The organism is Hydrogenophaga taeniospiralis CCUG 15921, from assembly GCF_001592305.1.
Taxonomy (GTDB): domain Bacteria; phylum Pseudomonadota; class Gammaproteobacteria; order Burkholderiales; family Burkholderiaceae_C; genus Hydrogenophaga; species Hydrogenophaga taeniospiralis.
On record NZ_BCWR01000012.1, the window covers coordinates 44,017 to 61,799 of the forward strand.

General features: G+C 66.4%; 17 protein-coding genes and 1 tRNA gene. 10 read left to right on the forward strand and 8 right to left on the reverse strand.

What is annotated here, in order from left to right:
- Positions 1-24: 24 nt before the first annotated feature.
- Positions 25-1,044: a heat-inducible transcriptional repressor HrcA gene (gene hrcA, locus HTA01S_RS15760; protein ID WP_068173586.1), complete on the reverse strand. Its 1,020-nt coding sequence runs from the start codon at positions 1,042-1,044 to the stop codon at positions 25-27.
- A 97-nt stretch (positions 1,045-1,141) separates the two neighbouring features.
- On the opposite strand from hrcA, the gene HTA01S_RS15765 reads away from it, so the two are divergent.
- Genes HTA01S_RS15765 through rapZ form a run of 3 tightly spaced genes read left to right on the forward strand, consistent with a single transcriptional unit; the run spans position 1,142 to position 4,701 of the window.
- Positions 1,142-2,059, forward strand: coding sequence for an NAD kinase (locus HTA01S_RS15765; protein WP_068173588.1), 918 nt, complete (start codon positions 1,142-1,144; stop codon positions 2,057-2,059).
- Between the two features lie 58 nt (positions 2,060-2,117).
- Positions 2,118-3,761, forward strand: a complete 1,644-nt coding sequence (gene recN / locus HTA01S_RS15770; protein ID WP_068173591.1) for a DNA repair protein RecN — start codon at positions 2,118-2,120, stop codon at positions 3,759-3,761.
- A 13-nt stretch (positions 3,762-3,774) separates the two neighbouring features.
- On the forward strand, positions 3,775-4,701 hold the full coding sequence (gene rapZ / locus HTA01S_RS15775) for an RNase adapter RapZ (protein ID WP_068173592.1): 927 nt from the start codon (positions 3,775-3,777) through the stop codon (positions 4,699-4,701).
- A 24-nt stretch (positions 4,702-4,725) separates the two neighbouring features.
- On the opposite strand, the gene mutY is transcribed toward rapZ, so the two are convergent.
- The 3 genes from mutY to mutM all read right to left on the reverse strand — a co-directional run bounded on the left by mutY (position 4,726) and on the right by mutM (position 8,697).
- Complete coding sequence (gene mutY / locus HTA01S_RS15780) at positions 4,726-5,829, reverse strand: A/G-specific adenine glycosylase (RefSeq protein WP_068173798.1); 1,104 nt, start codon at positions 5,827-5,829, stop codon at positions 4,726-4,728.
- 62 nt (positions 5,830-5,891) lie between these two features.
- Complete coding sequence (locus tag HTA01S_RS15785) at positions 5,892-7,835, reverse strand: dynamin family protein (RefSeq protein ID WP_068173594.1); 1,944 nt, start codon at positions 7,833-7,835, stop codon at positions 5,892-5,894.
- A gap of 46 nt (positions 7,836-7,881) precedes the next feature.
- Complete coding sequence (gene mutM / locus HTA01S_RS15790) at positions 7,882-8,697, reverse strand: bifunctional DNA-formamidopyrimidine glycosylase/DNA-(apurinic or apyrimidinic site) lyase (protein ID WP_068173799.1); 816 nt, start codon at positions 8,695-8,697, stop codon at positions 7,882-7,884.
- Between the two features lie 296 nt (positions 8,698-8,993).
- Here mutM and HTA01S_RS15795 point away from each other — a divergent pair, with 296 nt between their 5' ends.
- From HTA01S_RS15795 to pth, 7 genes are all read left to right on the forward strand, one after another.
- Positions 8,994-10,628: a tetratricopeptide repeat protein gene (locus HTA01S_RS15795; protein ID WP_245638101.1), complete on the forward strand. Its 1,635-nt coding sequence runs from the start codon at positions 8,994-8,996 to the stop codon at positions 10,626-10,628.
- Positions 10,629-10,669: 41 nt separating this feature from the next.
- Positions 10,670-11,128, forward strand: coding sequence for a lipoprotein insertase outer membrane protein LolB (locus HTA01S_RS15800; RefSeq protein WP_068173597.1), 459 nt, complete (start codon positions 10,670-10,672; stop codon positions 11,126-11,128).
- 23 nt (positions 11,129-11,151) lie between these two features.
- Positions 11,152-12,033, forward strand: coding sequence for a 4-(cytidine 5'-diphospho)-2-C-methyl-D-erythritol kinase (gene ispE, locus HTA01S_RS15805; protein ID WP_157572144.1), 882 nt, complete (start codon positions 11,152-11,154; stop codon positions 12,031-12,033).
- 92 nt (positions 12,034-12,125) lie between these two features.
- A tRNA-Gln gene (locus HTA01S_RS15810) sits at positions 12,126-12,202 on the forward strand.
- A gap of 103 nt (positions 12,203-12,305) precedes the next feature.
- A complete protein-coding gene (locus tag HTA01S_RS15815) occupies positions 12,306-13,280 on the forward strand; it encodes a ribose-phosphate pyrophosphokinase (RefSeq protein WP_068173800.1) in 975 nt (324 codons plus the stop codon).
- Positions 13,281-13,381: 101 nt separating this feature from the next.
- Positions 13,382-14,005: a 50S ribosomal protein L25/general stress protein Ctc gene (locus HTA01S_RS15820; protein ID WP_068173601.1), complete on the forward strand. Its 624-nt coding sequence runs from the start codon at positions 13,382-13,384 to the stop codon at positions 14,003-14,005.
- 96 nt (positions 14,006-14,101) lie between these two features.
- Positions 14,102-14,767 (forward strand): aminoacyl-tRNA hydrolase, encoded by a 666-nt coding sequence (pth, locus tag HTA01S_RS15825; RefSeq protein WP_068173603.1) that lies wholly within the window; start codon positions 14,102-14,104, stop codon positions 14,765-14,767.
- Here pth and HTA01S_RS15830 read toward each other — a convergent pair.
- The 4 genes from HTA01S_RS15830 to HTA01S_RS15845 all read right to left on the reverse strand — a co-directional run bounded on the left by HTA01S_RS15830 (position 14,722) and on the right by HTA01S_RS15845 (position 17,766).
- A complete protein-coding gene (locus HTA01S_RS15830; protein ID WP_068173604.1) occupies positions 14,722-15,015 on the reverse strand; it encodes a YfhL family 4Fe-4S dicluster ferredoxin in 294 nt (97 codons plus the stop codon). The two genes, pth and HTA01S_RS15830, sit on opposite strands and share 46 nt — an antisense overlap.
- Positions 15,016-15,037: 22 nt before the next feature.
- Complete coding sequence (gene coaD / locus HTA01S_RS15835) at positions 15,038-15,556, reverse strand: pantetheine-phosphate adenylyltransferase (RefSeq protein ID WP_068173606.1); 519 nt, start codon at positions 15,554-15,556, stop codon at positions 15,038-15,040.
- 33 nt (positions 15,557-15,589) lie between these two features.
- Positions 15,590-16,204 (reverse strand): 16S rRNA (guanine(966)-N(2))-methyltransferase RsmD, encoded by a 615-nt coding sequence (rsmD, locus tag HTA01S_RS15840; protein ID WP_068173608.1) that lies wholly within the window; start codon positions 16,202-16,204, stop codon positions 15,590-15,592.
- Positions 16,205-16,416: 212 nt separating this feature from the next.
- Positions 16,417-17,766: a M16 family metallopeptidase gene (locus tag HTA01S_RS15845; RefSeq protein ID WP_068173610.1), complete on the reverse strand. Its 1,350-nt coding sequence runs from the start codon at positions 17,764-17,766 to the stop codon at positions 16,417-16,419.
- Between the last annotated feature and the right edge of the window lie 17 nt (positions 17,767-17,783).

A 17,783-nucleotide genomic window follows, 5' to 3' on the forward strand; every position in this document is an offset into this window, starting at 1 on the left:
CCAACGCGCGCCAGCCGAAGCCGGCTATTTGCTGTGGCTCAGCGCGTTGCTCACCAGCTTGGCCGTGACGTCCACGATCTGGATCATGCGTTCGTAGGACATGCGCTGGGGCCCGATGACGCCCAGCGTGCCCACCACCTGCCCGTCGACTTCGTACGGGGCCGTCACAACCGACAGGTCTTCGAAAGGCACCACCTGGCTTTCGCCGCCGATGTAGATGCGCACGCCATCGGCCTGGGCCGACACGTCGAGCAGACGAATCAGTTGTGTCTTCTGCTCGAACAGATCGAACAGGCGACGCAGGTTGCCCATGTCGCTGGAAAACTCGCTGACCGAGAGCAGGTTGCGCTCGCCAGAGACCACCACCTCCTCCTGCCCCGCGTTGTCGTCGGCGCCGATCTCCACCGCGGCCTTCATCAGGGTCGCGATCTCGCCGCGCAACACGTCGACCTCGGTCTTCAGGCGCGAGCGCACCTCTTCCATGGTCAGGCCCGAGTAGTGGGCGTTGAGGAAATTGGCCGCCTCCAGCAACTGCGACTGGGTGAAATGCACCTGGGTGTGGATGATGCGGTTCTGCACATCGCCATCGGGTGACACCAGGATCACCAGCACCCGTCGCTCGGACAGGCTGAGGAATTCAATGTGGCGAAACACCGAAGCACGGCGCGGCGCCATCACCACGCCCACGAAGTGCGACAGGCTGGAGAGCATTTGCGCGGCATGGCTGATGACGCGCTGGGGCTGGCCCGCCTCGATGCCCGGTGCGCCCATCTCGCCCACGCCCTGCAACCCGTCGCGCCGCACGGTGAGCATGGTGTCGACAAACAGGCGGTAGCCACGCGCGGTGGGAATCCGTCCGGCCGAGGTGTGGGGGCTCGCGATCAGACCCAGCTCTTCAAGATCGCTCATCACATTGCGGATGGTCGCGGGCGAGAGGTCCAGACCGGCGGCCTTGGCCAGCGTGCGCGAGCCCACGGGCTGCCCGTCGGCGATATATCGCTCGACGAGGGCCTTGAGCAGCAACTTGGCGCGGTCATCCAACATGGTTTCATTTTACGGAGGTATGCGCCCCACGGGAGCCCGCGGGCGACAAGGGTTTTCCGTGTCGGGCGGGTGGTGCGGGCTATGTTGTAATTTGCGCATGAGCCTGCCTTCTGAACCCTTGCCGATAGCCCGAAAAAAGGGCCAGCCACTGCGCTTCGCGCACGTCGCCATCATCGGCAAATACCAGGCGCCGGGCTCGCGCGATGCGGTGGAGGAAGTGGCCCATTTCCTGCACGACGTGGGCTGCGAGGTGTCGCTGGAGCAGGACACCGCGCTCAACACCGGCCTGCTGCAATACCCCGCGCTGGACGTGCCCGCCATGGGCAGTGCCTGCGACCTGGCGCTGGTGGTGGGGGGTGACGGCACCATGCTGGGCATCGGCCGCCAGCTCGCCCGCTACGGCGTGCCACTGGCCGGCATCAACCAGGGCCGGCTGGGCTTCATCACCGACATTCCCTTCGACAGCTACCGCGAAAAGTTGCGGCCCATGCTGTACGGCGAGTTCGAGGAAGACCCACGCGCGCTCATGGCCGCCAGTGTGTGGCGCGATGGCCGGTGCGTGTTCGAAGCCACCGCGCTCAACGATGTGGTGGTCAACCGCGGCGGCGTGGCCAGCATGATCGAGCTGCGCGTGGAGGTGGACGGCCATTTCGTGGCCAACCAGCGCGCCGACGGCCTGATCATCGCTTCGTCCACCGGCTCCACCGCGTATTCGCTCTCGGCCGGCGGCCCGCTGCTGCACCCGGCCATTGGTGGCTGGGTGATGGTGCCGATCGCACCCCACACCCTGTCCAACCGCCCCATCGTATTGCCCGCGCACTGCGAGATCGCGGTGGAGATCGTCTCGGGGCGCGACGCCAGCGCCAACTTCGACATGCAATCCCTCACCAGCCTGCTGCATGGTGACCGCATCGTGGTGAGGCGCTCCGAGCACACGCTGCGCCTGTTGCACCCGGTGGGCTGGAGCTATTTCGACACCTTGCGCAAAAAGCTGCACTGGAACGAGGGCGGTTGAAATCCCGGTCAAAATACGACCGGTCTGCCCTTCACACGTTCCACCTCACCCCACGTTCATGAGCCTCCGACGCATTGTTTTGCGCGACTTCGTCATCGTGCAGTCACTGGACCTGGAACTGGACCAGGGCTTTTGCGTGCTCACCGGTGAAACCGGCGCCGGCAAGTCCATCCTGATCGACGCGCTGCAACTCGCCCTGGGCGCACGCGCCGACAGCGGCGTGGTGCGCGAGGGTGCGTCGCGCTGCGAAATCGCCGCCGAGTTCGATGCCCCGCCCGGCTTGGCCACCTGGCTGGAGGAGCAGGGTTTCCCGCTGGAGGACAGCCTGCTGCTGCGCCGCACGGTCGACACCGAAGGCCGCAGCCGTGCCTGGATCAACGGCAGCGCGGCCACCGTGGCCCAGCTCAAGGTACTGGCCAGCGAGCTGGTGGACATTCACGGCCAACACGCCTGGCAAAGCCTCACCCGCGCCGACGCCGTGCGTGCCCTGCTCGACGGCTATGCCGGCATCGACACCTCCGCCGCGGCACAGGGCTGGGCGCAGTGGCGCCAGTGCCGCAAGGCGCTGGAGAGCGCAACCGAGCGCCAGAACAGCCTGCAACAGGAAAGCGAACGGCTGGCCTGGCAGATCGGCGAGCTGGACAAGCTCGCGCCGCAAGCCGGCGAGTGGGACGAACTCAACGGTCAGCATGGCCGTCTGGCCAACGCCCAGGCGCTGCAGGACGCGGCCCAGGCCGCCGTGGCGGCGCTGGACGCCACCGAACCGAGCGCGGGCGACCTGATCCACCGCGCGCTGGCGGCCCTGCAGGCCCAAGCCCACATCGAGCCCGACTTTGCCGGCCCCGTGGAAGCGCTGGAAGCGGCGCTGGCCCAGGTGCAGGACAGCGTGCACAGCCTGCACCAGTACACCCGCCACGCCGAACAGGACCCGTCCCGCCTGGAGGCGCTGGACCAGCGGCTTTCGCTGTGGCTGTCGCTGGCACGCCGCTACCGCCGCCCACCCGAAGAATTGGCCGAACTGCACGCGCAGTGGAAGGCCGAACTGGCCCAGGTGGACCAGGCGCTGGATCTGGCCGCCCTGCAACAAGCCGAACGCCAGGCCTGGAAGACCTTTGACAGTGCTTTGCAGGCCCTGACAAAAAAACGCCAGCAGGCCGCCCCCCGACTGTCCCAGGCGGTCACCGAAACCATGCAGACGCTGGGACTGCAGGGGGGCCGATTCGAGGTGGCACTGCAGCGCCTCGAAGAACCCCAGGCCCATGGCAGGGAACAGGTGGAGTTCCTGGTGGCTGGTCATGCGGGCGTCACGCCGCGCCCGGTCGGCAAAGTCGCCTCCGGCGGTGAGCTCTCCCGCATCGCGCTGGCGATTTCGGTCGTCACCAGCCGGCTCGGTCAGGCACCCACACTGATTTTTGACGAGGTGGATTCGGGCATCGGCGGCGCCGTGGCCCACACCGTGGGCCGCCTGCTGCGCCAGCTGGGCCAGGACCGGCAGGTGCTGTCGGTGACCCACCTGGCGCAGGTGGCCGCCTGCGCCGACCACCACCTGCTGGTGAGCAAACAGCAATCCGGCCAACAGACCGTGAGCACGGTCGAGGCGATCGCGCACGAACAGCGCATCCGCGAGCTTGCCCGCATGCTGGGCGGCAACGAACAGTCCGAGGTGTCGCTGGCCCACGCCCGCGAGTTGCTTGCCGCCTGACCCTGCAACACCCATGTCAGACACCCTGCCAAGCCCCATCGAACTGGTCCTGATCACCGGCATGTCCGGCTCGGGCAAGTCGGTGGCCCTGACCGCGCTGGAAGACCTCGGCTTCTACTGCGTGGACAACCTGCCGCCCGAGCTGCTGGAATCCTTCATCGCGCTTGAACAAAGCCACCAGGCCCACCGGGTCGCCATCGCCATGGATGTGCGCAGCGCCGCTTCGCTACCGGGTCTGCCCCGCCGGCTGGAGCGGCTGCAGGCCCAGGCCGACCGGCCGGTGCACCTCACCACCGTGTTCCTGGACGCCACCACCGACACCCTGGTGCGCCGTTTTTCCGAAACGCGCCGGCTGCACCCGCTCTCGCTCAAGCAGGCCAACGATCAGCACCGGGCACTGACCGACGCCATCGAACACGAACGCGAGTTGCTGGCCGAACTGCGAGAGCAGGCGCTGGTGCTCGACACCAGCCTGATCCGGCCGGCGCAATTGCGCAGCCACATCAAGGATTTGCTGGGGGCGGTCCAGGCGCCCCTGACGCTGGTGTTCGAATCGTTTGCCTTCAAGCGAGGCATTCCGATGGACGCGGATTTCGTGTTCGACGTGCGCATGTTGCCCAACCCGCACTACGAACCCGAACTCAAGCCCCTGACCGGACGCGATGCGCCGGTGGCGGCCTACCTCGCCGCCCAGCCCGAGGTGGACCAGATGCGGCAGCAGATCGGCGACTTCCTGCGGCACTGGCTGCCGCAGATGCTGCGCGACCACCGCAGCTACGTGACCGTGGCCATCGGCTGCACCGGGGGCCAGCACCGCTCGGTGTACCTGGCCGAACAGCTGGCGCAGACCTTCGCCACCGACTGGGCCACCCAGGTGCGGCACCGCGAAGTCGACGGTTGGCCGGCATCTGCGGCACGCCCGGTGGCCACGGGCTCCTGAGCGCGCTTGTGCTCTCCGGTCGCCTCAGGGCAGATCGCGGGAGAGCAACAGGCGCACCGGCGCCGGCAGTCCGTATTGCGCCAGCGCCGCTTCATCCACCCATTGCCCGCCCAGATCGGCGGCGAAGGCCATGGCCTCCGAGGTCTCAAGCAACAACGGGTGCAGACGCAGCTCACGGTGCGTCAGGCTGTGCGACACCGGCTCCAGCGCGCGCACGCCACTGCGCAGGTGCGGCGGCAGGGCCTCCAACAGGGAAGCCTCGCTGTCGAACACCGGCAGGCAATACAAACCGGCCCAGATACCCCGCGCGGGCCGGCGCTCGAGCCACACCCGATCCGACGCGTCCGTGGCCGGGCCGCGCAGCCACAGCAGCCACCAGGACTCGTGCCGCCGTTTGAGCAACCGGGTCTTGACCGGGTAGTTCTGCGGAACCCCCTGGGCATGGGCCACGCAGAGGTCTTGCACCGGGCAGCGCCCACACAGCGGCCGGCTCCGCAGGCACACCGTGGCACCCAGGTCCATCAAGCCTTGCGTGTAGGCCGTCATGTCCTCGGTTGAAGGGGTCTCGGGCAACAGTGCCTGGGCCCGCTGCCAAAGTTCGTGCTGGGCCGACGCCAGGGCCAGATCCGCGTCCATGGCCATCAAGCGCGTGAGCACGCGCCGGACATTGCCGTCCACAATCGAGATGCGTTCGCCGTGGCAAAACGCGGCAATCGCCGCGGCGGTGGAAGCACCGATGCCGGGCAGCGCCTCCAGACCCTGCGCCGAGTCCGGAAACAGCCCGCCGTGCTGCGCCACCACCACCTGGGCGCAGCGGTGCAGGTTGCGCGCCCGGCTGTAGTAGCCCAGGCCACTCCACAAGGCCATCACGTCATCGGCCTGCGCCTCGGCCAGGGCGAACACATCGGGGAACCGCGCCAGAAAGCGCGGGTAATAACTCAGCACCGTGCTCACCTGGGTCTGCTGCAACATGACCTCGGACAACCAGACCCGGTACGGGTCGCGGGTGCCCTGCCAGGGCAGGCCGCTGCGCCCGGACTGGCGCTGCCAGTCGATGAGGCGCCGGGCAAAAGTGAGTGGCAGGTCCGGCGCCCGAAACGCCTCAGCCGCAGTCGTGCACGGGTTCATGGGAGTCCCTTCGCCCTGCAGGCCGCGGTGCGAGCTGGCCTGGGAGCGGCCCAGCGCCGCGCTCATACCGCAACAGCTTCGGCGGGGTCTTCTTCGGGAACGGACAGCAGGTGGTCGGTCAGCTCCGCCAGCTTGGCGTCCAGCAGATTGAGTTCGGTCTGGTGGGACTGGAGTTCTCGAATGCGCCCATCCAGACCGCCTGCGGCCTGCTGGATGCGCGAAACGGCTTCAATGCGGCGGACGAAATTGCGCCGGCGTTCGCGCAGCTGGGTGTCAAGCTGGGCCGAGGCCGACTTGTTCCACAGCTCCACCTCATTCATGGCGGTGTCGTACACCACGCGCAGGCGGCTCATGAGCGCGCGCGTCAGCCGTTCGGCAAACTCCGGCTGGGCCAGCCGCAGCGCATTGCCCAGGCTCAGGTACTGCAGGTGGCTCTTTTCAATGGCCACCAAGTCCCTGGCATAGTGGGCCAGTTGGGGCGGAGAAGGCGGCTGGAGCGAAAAGCCGTATTCGGCGTTCAGACCCTTGAAGCTGCCTTCCAGCATCGACTGGATTTCGGCGGCCAAGGTATCGGCGCGCGCCAGATCGGCGCGCAGGCGGTCAAAGGTATGGCCATAGGCGCGCCGCACGCCGAGCTTGATACCGGGCTGTTTCAGCGCACGCGACAGCTCGGACACCTCAGCCTTCAGGTGGGTGCTGCCAAGCAGCGCAAAGAGGTTCTTGAGCAGGCGCAGATGCACCGACCGCACGGCGTGGATCTTGGCACCGCTGGCATCAAAATCGGCCTGCTCCTGCTCGATGCGCAGGCGCATCTGTTTGATGACCCCCGCGTTCTTGCCGCGCAGACCATCGAGCTCCTGTATCTGCTCGACCAGGTCACGCGCCCGGATGTGGACGAGACGCCCGGTCTCCTGCCGCAACGCCTGGATGCCCGACGCCACTGCGGCGCTCAGAATCCTGCGGCGCTGACCGAGCAGGTCCACGCCCAGTGCCGACTCCAGCTCCATCAGGTTGCTCGCTTCGAGCAGCTTGTCATCGCCACTGACCTTGGCCAGCAAGCCCTTCTGGGCCGACACCGCCAGCACCTGCTTGGGCGACAGCCCCAGGATGTCGGCCGAATCGGTGCGTTGCGAGGCGATCTGCAGTTGCACCTGTTCGGGCGAACTGAGGGCGTCCCACATGGTGTCGATCTTGTTGAGCACCACCAGACGCGACTCCTGGCCCTGGCCCTGCACCGCCAGGTGCTGGCGCCAGATCGTCAGGTCGGACTTGGTCACACCGGTGTCGGCCGCCAGGATGAACACCACCGCATGGGCCTGCGGCAGCAGACTGACCGTGAGTTCGGGTTCGGCGCCGATGGCGTTGAGGCCCGGGGTGTCCAGGATCACCAAGCCCTGTTTGAGCAGCGGGTGCGCCATGTTGATCAGCGCGTGGCGCCATTTCGGCACCTCGATCAGGCCGTCCGGCCCGACCAACGGGTTGTCGTCCGGCAGCTCTTCATTCCAGAAGCCCAGCGCAGCCGCTTCGGACTTGCTGACGCGGCGCACCTCGGCCACTTTCTGGATCGCACGCGCGAGCTGCTGGGGATCGTTGACGTCCAGGTCAACACGTTCCCATTTGTTCGGGGCATTGCGCCAGTCCAGCAAGGACTTGGGCTGCAGCCGCGTCTCGATGGGCAACAGCCGCAGGCAGGGTGGCACTTCCGCGTCGTACCCGAGCTCGGTCGGACACATCGTGGTGCGCCCGGCGCTCGCGGGCATGATGCGCCGGCCATAACCGGCAAAAAACACCGCATTGATCAGCTCGGACTTGCCGCGCGAGAACTCGGCCACGAAGGCCACCATGATCTTGTCGTTCTTGACCTGGGCGTGCAACTGGTCAAGCCGCTCGTTCACGCCGGCTTCCATCAAGTCGTGATCGGTCAGCCATTCGGACAACAACTTGAGCCGCAAAGCAAACTGCCTGCGCCATGCGCCGTGGTCGTCAAATTCCTGGTTGAAGCTCATGTGCCGTGTTCTCTGGAGTGAGGGCAATATAGCATCGGAGCGGTTTTCAGGGCTTCTGGCAGATCGGGCAGTAATACGTGGACCGCTGCCCCTGCCGGATCGCCCGGATGGGCGTGGCGCAGACCCGGCACGGCATCCCCTCGCGGCCGTAGACCATGGCATCGAGCTGGAAGTAACCGCTCTGGCCTTGCGCACTGGAGAAGTCGCGCAAGGTGCTCCCGCCCAGGGCTAACGCCCGTTGCAGCACCGCCACGATGGCCGCGTGCAGGCGCACCGCCCTGGGTTTGCTCAGTCGATCGGCTCGCAGCGTGGGACGGATGCCCGCCATGAACAGCGCTTCGGAAGCATAGATATTCCCCACACCCACCACGATATCGCCCGCCAGCAGCACCTGTTTGATGCTGGAGCGACGCTGGCTCAAAGCCTGGTGAAAGGACAGCGGTTCAAAGCCCGCCTCCAGCGGCTCCTGCCCCAGTCCCGCCAGCAACTTGCGCGCACGCGGGTCGTCCAGCGACGCCACGTACACCACGGCGCCAAACCGGCGGGGGTCGTGCAGACGCAAACATCCCCGGCTGGTGTCCAGTTCGAAATGGTCGTGCACCCCAGGCGGCGGCAGGCGAGGAGCGAACAGCAGGCTGCCCGACATGCCCAGGTGCAACAACAGCACCCCACGGTCCAGGTGCACCAGAAGGTATTTGCCGCGCCGCGCCACTTGCAGCACCGTGCGTCCCTGCAACTCGGACGGCTCGCATCCCAGCGGCCAGCGCAGGGGCTTGCCCAGATGCAGGCTCCGCACCTGCGCGCCCGCGATGCGGTCGGCAAAACTGCGGCGGGTCACTTCAACTTCTGGAAGTTCGGGCATGGGCAGGCGCTTTTTCTGGAGGGACCGGAACACCGGGCGGGTTACAGGAATCACACAGAAGGCGCCCTGAACCCTTCCATTATCATGACCCAATGAATACCCTGCACCACAGCGTCAACCAGGCTCCCAGTCACATGGATCCGGCACTCCCGCTGCGGCCCCATGCCAGGCCAGCGCGGTGGTTGCTGGCGGCGGCCCTCCTCGGCTCAGGTCTGGGCACATGGGCACAAAGCCCACCGCAACCCGTACCAGTGGTCGGCGCCGAGGAGCCGTCTGAACCGGTGGTCAACTCCACCTTGAACGCGCCGCAGTTCTACCAATTGCTGCTCGGAGAACTCAATGTCCTTGCAGGGGAACCCGGCGCGGGCTATTCCCTGATACTGGATGCGGCGCGCCAGCAGCGCAACGCCCAACTCTACCGCCGAGCGGTCGAAGTGGCCCTGCAGGCCCGCTCCGGCGAAGCCGCCCTGACCGCTGCCCGCACCTGGGCCAAGGATCTGCCCAAGGATGTCGAAGCCAACCGGTTTGTGTGGCAGATCCTGCTGGCGCTCAACCAGGTCACTGAAACCGGCCCGGTCTTGCGCGACATCCTGGCGCAGAGCAGCCCGACCGAGCGCAACGACGCCATCAACGCGATTCCCCAGGCCTATGCCAGGGTTGCCGACAAATCCCAGGCGCTGACCGTGGTTCGCGAAGCGCTGGGTCCGTCGCTCAAGCAGCGCGCGCATGCCGCCGCCGCATGGACCACATTGGGTCGCATGGAACTCGCGCTCGATCAAAAACCCCAGGCCCTTGCGTCGGCACAGAAAGGACATGCGGCCGACCCGGCATCGCCCTTTCCCGCGCTGCTGGCGCTCGAACTGTTCGAACTGGGTCAACCAGAGGCCGAGGCCCTGGTGCGAGATCACCTGCGTGTGGCTGCACCCGCCGAGCCCAACGGACCCGCGGTTTCGCTGACCTACGCGCGCATCCTGCTGGACCTCCAGCGCAACGCCGAAGCGCGCGACCAGCTGAACCTGCTCACCGGTCGCCAGCCCGAGTTGCCCGAACCCTGGCTGCTGCTGGCCACCCTGCAAATACAGGACGACGCACTGCCTCAGGCCACCGCGTCGCTGGAAAAGTACATGGGCCTGGCACGCCAGGCGAACGACGAGCGCTCGGCCCGTGGCCTCACCCAGGCCTATCTGTTGATGGCCCAGATCGCCGAAAAGCGGAACGACTTCGCCGCCGCCAATGCCTGGCTGGACCGCATCGAGAACGCGGACGACATCATGGCCGCGCAGATGCGCCGTGCCTCGCTGCTGGCCCGCCAGGGACAGATGGCCCAGGCCCGAGCACTGCTGCGCAACCAGCCCGAGCGGCGGCCGGAAGACGCGCGCCTCAAGCTGGTGGCCGAAGGCCAACTGCTGCGCGACTTCAAGGCCTGGGAGCAGGCCTATGAGGTGTACGGAGAAGCCGTGAAGCGTTTTCCACAGGATGTGGAGCTGCTGTACGACCAGGCCATGATGGCTGAAAAGGCTGGCAAACCCGAGGTCATGGAGCAGTTGCTGCGTGAGTTGATGGCGACCAAGCCGGACTACCACCACGCCTACAACGCCCTGGGGTATTCGCTGGCCGACCGCAAACTGCGCCTGCCCGAAGCCAAGCAATTGATCGAAAAAGCGGTCGAACTCGCACCCACCGATGCCTATATCCAGGACAGCCTGGGCTGGGTCGAGTTCCGGTTGGGCAATGTCCAGCGCTCGCTGCAAATCCTTCAGGCCGCGTACGGCAAACGCCCCGACGCGGAAATCGCGGCCCATCTGGGCGAGGTGCTCTGGAGTCAGGGCCAGCGCGAACAGGCGCTGAAAATCTGGCGTGAAGGTCTGCTGCTGGCCAGAGACAACGAGACCCTGCAGGAAACCCTCAAGCGACTGCGCGTCAACCCATGAGGCGCGCAGCGCATCCAGCGTTGGTGCTCGCAGGGCGATGGATGGTCCTGCTGCTCACCGCATGGCTGACCGCCTGCGCCACACCCAGAGCCGCGGCGCCCGGCGAGGCGGCCTGGAACGGCCGGCTGGCACTACGGGTCGACAACGATCCACCACAGTCCTTCTCGGCGGGGTTCGACTTGCGGGGTTCGGCGCAAACCGGTGAACTCCAGCTCACGTCGCCGCTGGGCACCACGCTGGCCACGGTGCTCTGGTCTCCTCAAGGGGCCGAGCTGCGTCAGGGTGGACAGATCACCCAGCGCAGCAGCCTGGACGAACTCACCACCGAGCTCGGCGGCACCACACTGCCGGTGGGCGCCTTGTTCGAATGGCTGCAAGGCCAGGCCGGCAGCGCCAGCGGCTGGCAGGTCGACCTGGCTCGCCATGCCGAAGGCCGCATCACTGCGCGGCGCACCAGCCCTCCTCCCACCGCCGAACTGCGCATCGTCTTCGAGCCATGAGCGTTTCCTTGTCCCGGACGCCGCTGCTGCGGCTGTACGACGTTCCCGCCCCCGCCAAACTCAACCTGTTCCTGCACATCACCGGGCGGCGACCCGACGGCTACCACCTGCTGCAGTCGGTCTTCATGCTGATCGACTGGTGTGACCGTCTGCACTTCGAGTGGCGGCGCGATGCAGGCGTCAGCCGCGAAGACCTGACACCTGGCGCGCCTCTGCCCGCCGAAGACCTCTGCGTGCGCGCCGCTCGCGCCCTGCAACAGGCCACCGGCTGCACACAAGGCGTGCACATCGGACTGGAGAAACGCCTGCCGGCCGAGGCCGGCCTGGGTGGAGGCTCTTCCGACGCCGCCACCTGCCTGCTGGCACTCAACCGGCTTTGGGGGCTGGGCCTGAACCGTGCTCAGCTCGCCGCCATTGGCTTGCAACTCGGTGCCGATGTGCCTTTTTTCCTGGACGGGCGCAACGCCTGGGTCGAAGGCGTGGGTGAACAGCTGAGCCCGCTGTCGTTGCCGCCCGCCCGGTTTGTGGTGGTCAAACCACCGGGGGGGGCATCAACACAACGCATTTTCAGTTCGCCAGATTTGAAACGGGACACAAAGACTGCTACAATCCAAGGCTTTGCTGCAAACGATTCGTGTGAGCGGTTGACGTGTGAGATCCAGAGTCTTCTGGATTTTGGGCACAACGACCTGCAACCCGTGGCGCAGGCGTTATGCCCCGATGTGGGGCATTGCATTCGGTGGCTTCAAGGCCATGGATTGCAGGGACGCATGACCGGCTCGGGCACCGCTGTATTTGCGCAAATGCTGCAGTCGCAAGACCTGTCGGACGCCCCCAGCGGCTGGACGGTTCGAGAATGCAGCAACATGGATGCACATCCATTGCTCGACTGGTGCACCGATTAGAATCGGCCGGCACGCAGCCCAGGCAGTTGATGCGCAGCCTGCGACACATTTGGTCGCCTGTCCGGCCTCACGGTCAAACAGGCGTCCTGCGTAGGGGAGTCGCCAAGTTGGTTAAGGCACTGGATTTTGATTCCAGCATGCGAAGGTTCGAATCCTTCCTCCCCTGCCACCGTTTTTCTGCAACACACCACACAGCGGCTTGATGCCGCATGGCCAAGCACCCGGCCATGTGCCGCCCGACCCCGATGACCGCCGATCCAGCTGGGAACACCATGCAAGTTCAACCCCCGGATTTCATGATTTTCACCGGCAACGCCAATCCTGTATTGGCGTCCGAGATCGCCCAGAATCTGGGCACGCAACTTGGCGCGGCCAACGTGGGCCGCTTCTCGGATGGTGAAGTCACGGTGGAAATCACCCAGAACGTGCGTGCTCGCCACGTGTTCGTGATCCAGTCCACCTGCGCCCCGACCAACGAAAACCTGATGGAACTCATCATCATGGTTGACGCGCTCAAGCGTGCGTCGGCCGTGAGCATTTCGGCCGTCATCCCCTACTTCGGTTATGCCCGCCAGGACCGCCGTCCGCGTTCGAGCCGCGTGCCCATCAGTGCCAAGGTGGTGGCCAACATGCTGCAGGCCGTGGGCGTGAACCGCGTGCTGACCATGGACCTGCACGCCGACCAGATCCAGGGCTTTTTCGATATCCCGGTGGACAACATCTACGCCTCGCCCGTGCTGCTGGGCGATCTGCGTCAAAAGAATTATTCCGACCTGCTGGTGGTTTCACCCGACGTGGGCGGTGTGGTGCGTGCGCGTGCCCTGGCCAAGCAGCTCAACTGCGACATGGCCATCATCGACAAGCGCCGGCCCAAGGCCAACGTGTCGGAAGTCATGCATGTGATCGGCGACATCGACGGGCGCAACTGCGTGATCATGGACGACATGATCGACACCGCCGGCACGCTGGTCAAAGCCGCCGAAGTGCTCAAGGAGCGCGGCGCCAAGCACGTGTACTCGTACTGTACCCACCCGATCTTCTCGGGTCCGGCCATCGAGCGCATCGCCAAGGGCACCGCCCTGGACGAGGTGGTGGTGACCAACACCATTCCGCTGTCGCAGGCCGCCCAGGCCTGCTCCAAGATCCGCCAGCTCTCCGTGGCGCCGCTGATGGCCGAAACCATCGCGCGCATCGCCTCGGGTGAGTCGGTCATGAGTTTGTTTGCCGATCAGGACAACCTCTTCTAAGAGGCGCTGAAGGCAGCAAAAAGTGGGCGACCTCCATGGTGGGGGTGGCTCTTTTGAAACAGAGGCGTTCTGGTCGCGGAACCCCTCCATTGGAGAACGTTATGCAATTTGTCGCTTTTGAGCGCGCCAAGCAGGGTACGGGTGCGAGCCGCCGTCTGCGCAACACCGGTCGCGCGCCCGGTATCGTTTTTGGCGGTGAAGCACCCGCCGCCACGATCGAACTCGATCACAACGCCCTGTGGCATGCCTTGAAGAAGGAAGCGTTCCACGCCTCCATTCTCGACATGGAACTCGGTGGTCAAGTGCAGAAAGTGCTGCTGCGCGATGTGCAGTACCACCCCTACAAGCCCCAGGTGCTGCACGTGGACTTCCAGCGCGTGGACGACAAGACCCGCCTGCGCAAGAAGGTGCCCCTGCACTTCATCAACGAAGAAAACAGCCCCGCGGTCAAGACCGACAAGTGCGTGGTCAACCACGTGATGACCGAGATCGAAATCGAATGCTTGGCCACGCAACTGCCGGAGCACATCACGGTTGACCTGGGTGAATGCACCAAGGGCGCTACCGTGCACACCGGCGACATCAAGCTGACCAAGGGCGTGAAGCTCGTGATGCATGGCCGCAAGGACCTGACCGTGGCCACCATGGTGGAGCCGGTCGAAGAAGTGGTGGCCGCTCCCGTGGTCGCCGCCGCCGACGACAAGAAGGGCAAGAAGAAGAAATAAGTCCCCCCAGGACCTTTCTGTTTCTGCCTGAAACGGCCCGCCCTGGCGGGCCGTTTCACTTTCCGTGCCTGCACCAAACTGCCGATAATCCTGCGCATGATCCGACTCATCGCCGGGCTGGGCAATCCCGGCCCCGAATACGAACACACGCGCCACAACGCCGGTTTCTGGTGGGTGGACGAAGCGGCGCGGCTGCTCAAGATCCCGCTGCAGATGGAGCGTGGCCATTTTGGCCTGGTGGCGCGCGCCAGCGTGGCGGGCCAGAGCGTCTGGCTGGTCGAGCCCCAGACCTTCATGAACCTCTCGGGCAAGTCCGTGGGCTCGCTGGCGCGCTTTTTCAAGATCGCGCCCGAGGAGGTGCTGGTGGTGCACGACGAACTCGACCTGCCGCCGGGTGAGGTCAAGCTCAAAAAAGGAGGCGGACACGCTGGCCACAACGGGCTGCGTGACATCCATGCCCAGCTCGGGAGCGCCGACTACTGGCGCCTGCGCGTGGGCATCGGCCACCCGGGCAACAAGAACGAGGTGGCGAACTGGGTGTTGAAGAAGCCGTCGCCGGACGACCGCATCGCGATTGCTCAGGCGTTGGACCGCAGTCTCAAGGCCCTGCCCCAATTGATCGCCGGTGACATGGACAAGGCCATGGCGCTGATCCACACCAGCAAACCGCCACGCCCCAAGCCACCGCGTCCGCCCGCGGCCGAAGCGCCCAAGGCTCAGGTGCCCGAAGCAGGCGGGTTGCCGGCCGCCGACAAAGGCTGACCCGCCTTCTGCAGGCGCTGGTATTTCTGCCACAAGGTCTCGCGGCTTTCCACGTGCTGCGGGTTCACCGGGATGCAGCTCACCGGGCAGACCTGCACACACTGCGGCTCGTCGAAGTGGCCCACGCACTCGGTGCACCGGGACGGATCGATCTCGTAGATCTCCGGGCCCAGGTAGATGGCCTCGTTCGGGCACTCCGGCTCGCAAACATCGCAGTTGATGCACTCGTCGGTGATCATCAAGGCCATGATTTGTCCCCGGTATGGAGGCTCATGCCTGCAAGGGCTGCGGCTTCAGACGCTGCGCCACCGGCCCACTCACCATCTGCGACACGTCGCCCCCCAGGTAGGCAATCTCACGCACCAGGGTGCTGGAAATGCACTGCAGCTCGGCCTGTGGCAGCAGGAACACGGTTTCCACGGCGGGGTTGAGCTTGCGGTTCATGGCCGCCATCTGCGCTTCGTAGTCGAAGTCGGTCAGGTTGCGGACGCCACGCACCACGGCACAGGCCCCCTGCTGGCGGCAGAAGTCCATCATCAGCCCGTCGAACGGCAGCACCCGCACCCGCCCAGGCATGCGCGACGCCGCCTCGCCCGCCATGTCCAGGCGCTCCTGCAGGCTGAAACGGGTTTTCTTGTGGTGCGCCGTGGCCACCGCAACGATCACTTCGTCGAACAGCTGCGCGGCACGGCGCGTCACGTCTTCGTGGCCCAGCGTCAGCGGATCAAAGGTGCCGCTGTAGACCGCGATGCGGGGCGCACTCGCGGGCGTGGAAAGGGAAACGTTCATGGCCGGGATTATGCGCGAGCGCCCCAGGCGGCATCACTCTGCCGGCAATAGCCGCAACAGGTGAAAGGCGACCGCACCGGCCTTGCCCTGGCGGTGCAACTGCAGCCCCAGCCGGGCCAGCTCGTCGTCGCTCCAGGCGCGGGGTGCTTCGAGGTAGATCAGGCCGTCGTCGCGCAGCGCCTGGCGCGCCGCCTGCAAGGCGGCCTGGTACAGCGGCTCATTGCCGTCGTCGCCGAACGGCGGGTCGAGAAACACCACGTCCAGCCCCTGGCCGCTGCGCTGGCGCAGCGCGGCCACGCCGTCACCGCGCTCCACCCGCACCGCATCGGCTTTCAGGCGGGTCTTGGTGGCGCTGAGCTGGTGGACCAGACCCGGATCCTGCTCAACCAGCACCACCTCCAGCGCGCCACGCGACGCCGCCTCCAGCCCCAGCGCGCCGGTGCCGGCAAAGGCGTCCAGGCAACGCAGGCCAGAGAGGTCCTGTCCCAGCCAGTTGAACAGGGTTTCACGCACCCGGGCGGGCGTGGGACGCAGGCCGGGCCGGTCGCTCACGGGCAGCTTGCTGCGCTTCCACTGACCGCCGATGATGCGAACTTCCTGGGGTGCGTTCACCGCCGGGCGGCGGGTGGTTCCGGGTTGCTTTTTCATGCCGCTAGCTTAAGGCAACGCTGAACAAGTCCCTCGTGGCGCGGGCATCCTGCTCTCGGGCGGTCTGCGGCGTTGCAAAGCCTCGCCGGGCCGCCCGGCCCGTCTGCGTTTTGCGCCTTGCAGCCCATCCCGACTGCAGGCGCCCGCATCCACGGGGACTTATTCAGCGTTGCCTAAAAGGCAGCAGGCCCCAGCTCGTCGACCTCGGCCGCTCAAGGCTTGGCGCCCACCGTCACCATCACCATGCGATCGGGCTGCAGCACGCGGGCGAAGGCGCGGCGGATGTCGGCCACGCCGACCCGTTGCACCTGTTCGGTCCAGGTGTCCAGATAATCCAGCGGCAGGCCGTGCCAGGCGATGTTGGACACGTTGTCGAGCAGCTTGCGGTTGTTGTCGATGCGCAGCGCGAAGCCGTTGACGAGATAGTCCTTGGCGGCCTGCAGCTCGGCCTCGGTCGGGCCTTGCGCCACGAAACCGCGCACCACCTCGCGCGCCACGCCGATGGCCTGGTCGGCCTGGTCAGGGCGGGTGGTCAGGCCCAGCTGGAACGCCCCGGCGTGCAGGCCGGGCGCGAAATAGCTGTAGACGCTGTAGCTCAGGCCCCGTTTTTCGCGCACCTCGGTGGTCAGACGCGAGACAAAGCCGCCGCCACCCAGGATGTAGTTGCCCACCAGCAGCGGAAAGAAGTCGGGGTCGTTGCGCGCCACACCGGGCTGGCCGATCAAGACCTGCGCCTGCGCGGCGTCGAACGGCAGGCGCTGTTCGACCGCCTGGGCCAGCGGCGCCACCTCGGGCACCACCGGCAGCGCCTCGCAGCCGTGCGGCGCCACCGCTGCCATGAGCTGGCCCACGATGCGGTCGGCGCGCGCGCGGTCGATGGCCCCCACCAGACTCACCTGGGCCCGGCAGGCCACCACATGGCGGCGGTAGAACCGGCGCATGTCGGCCACCTCGATGGCGTTCAGGGTCTCGGCCTTCGCCTCCTGGCCATAGGGATGGGTTCCGTACACCGCGCGCGAGAACGCGCGGTTCGCGTGGGTGCCTGGCCGGGTTTCGGCCTCGAGCAAGGCGGCGAGCATGCGCTCGCGATCGCGCCGCCACACGCTGGGCGTCCACGCCGGCGCGGCGAGCTGGCGCGCGGCCAGCGCCACAGCGCGCTCCAGCAACTCGGGCTCGGTGAGGCTGCGCAACGACACGCTAAAGCGGTCGCCGCCGACCTGGGCACCAAATTGCGCCCCGAGGTCGCCCCAGGCTTCGCTGAGCTGGTTCTCGTCGAGCGCGGGCTGGCCGGCGTGGGCCAGCACACCCGCCGACAACAGATCGGCGGTGGCACTGGCCAGACCGGCCTGCCCAGCGGGGTCGCGGCGGCTGCCGCCGTCGAAATTGAGCTGCACATCCAGCATGGGAAGGGACGGGCTGGGCACCAGATAGACCTGCGCACCGCTGGCATGCGTCCAGTGTTCGATGGGAATGGCCGCGTGCGCTGGCAGCAGCGCGTTGAGCACCAGCAGGCCGGTGGCGATCAGGCCCGGGCGGATGAGGGGGGAGCGCAAATGGGGCATCGGTGGCTTCCGGTGGC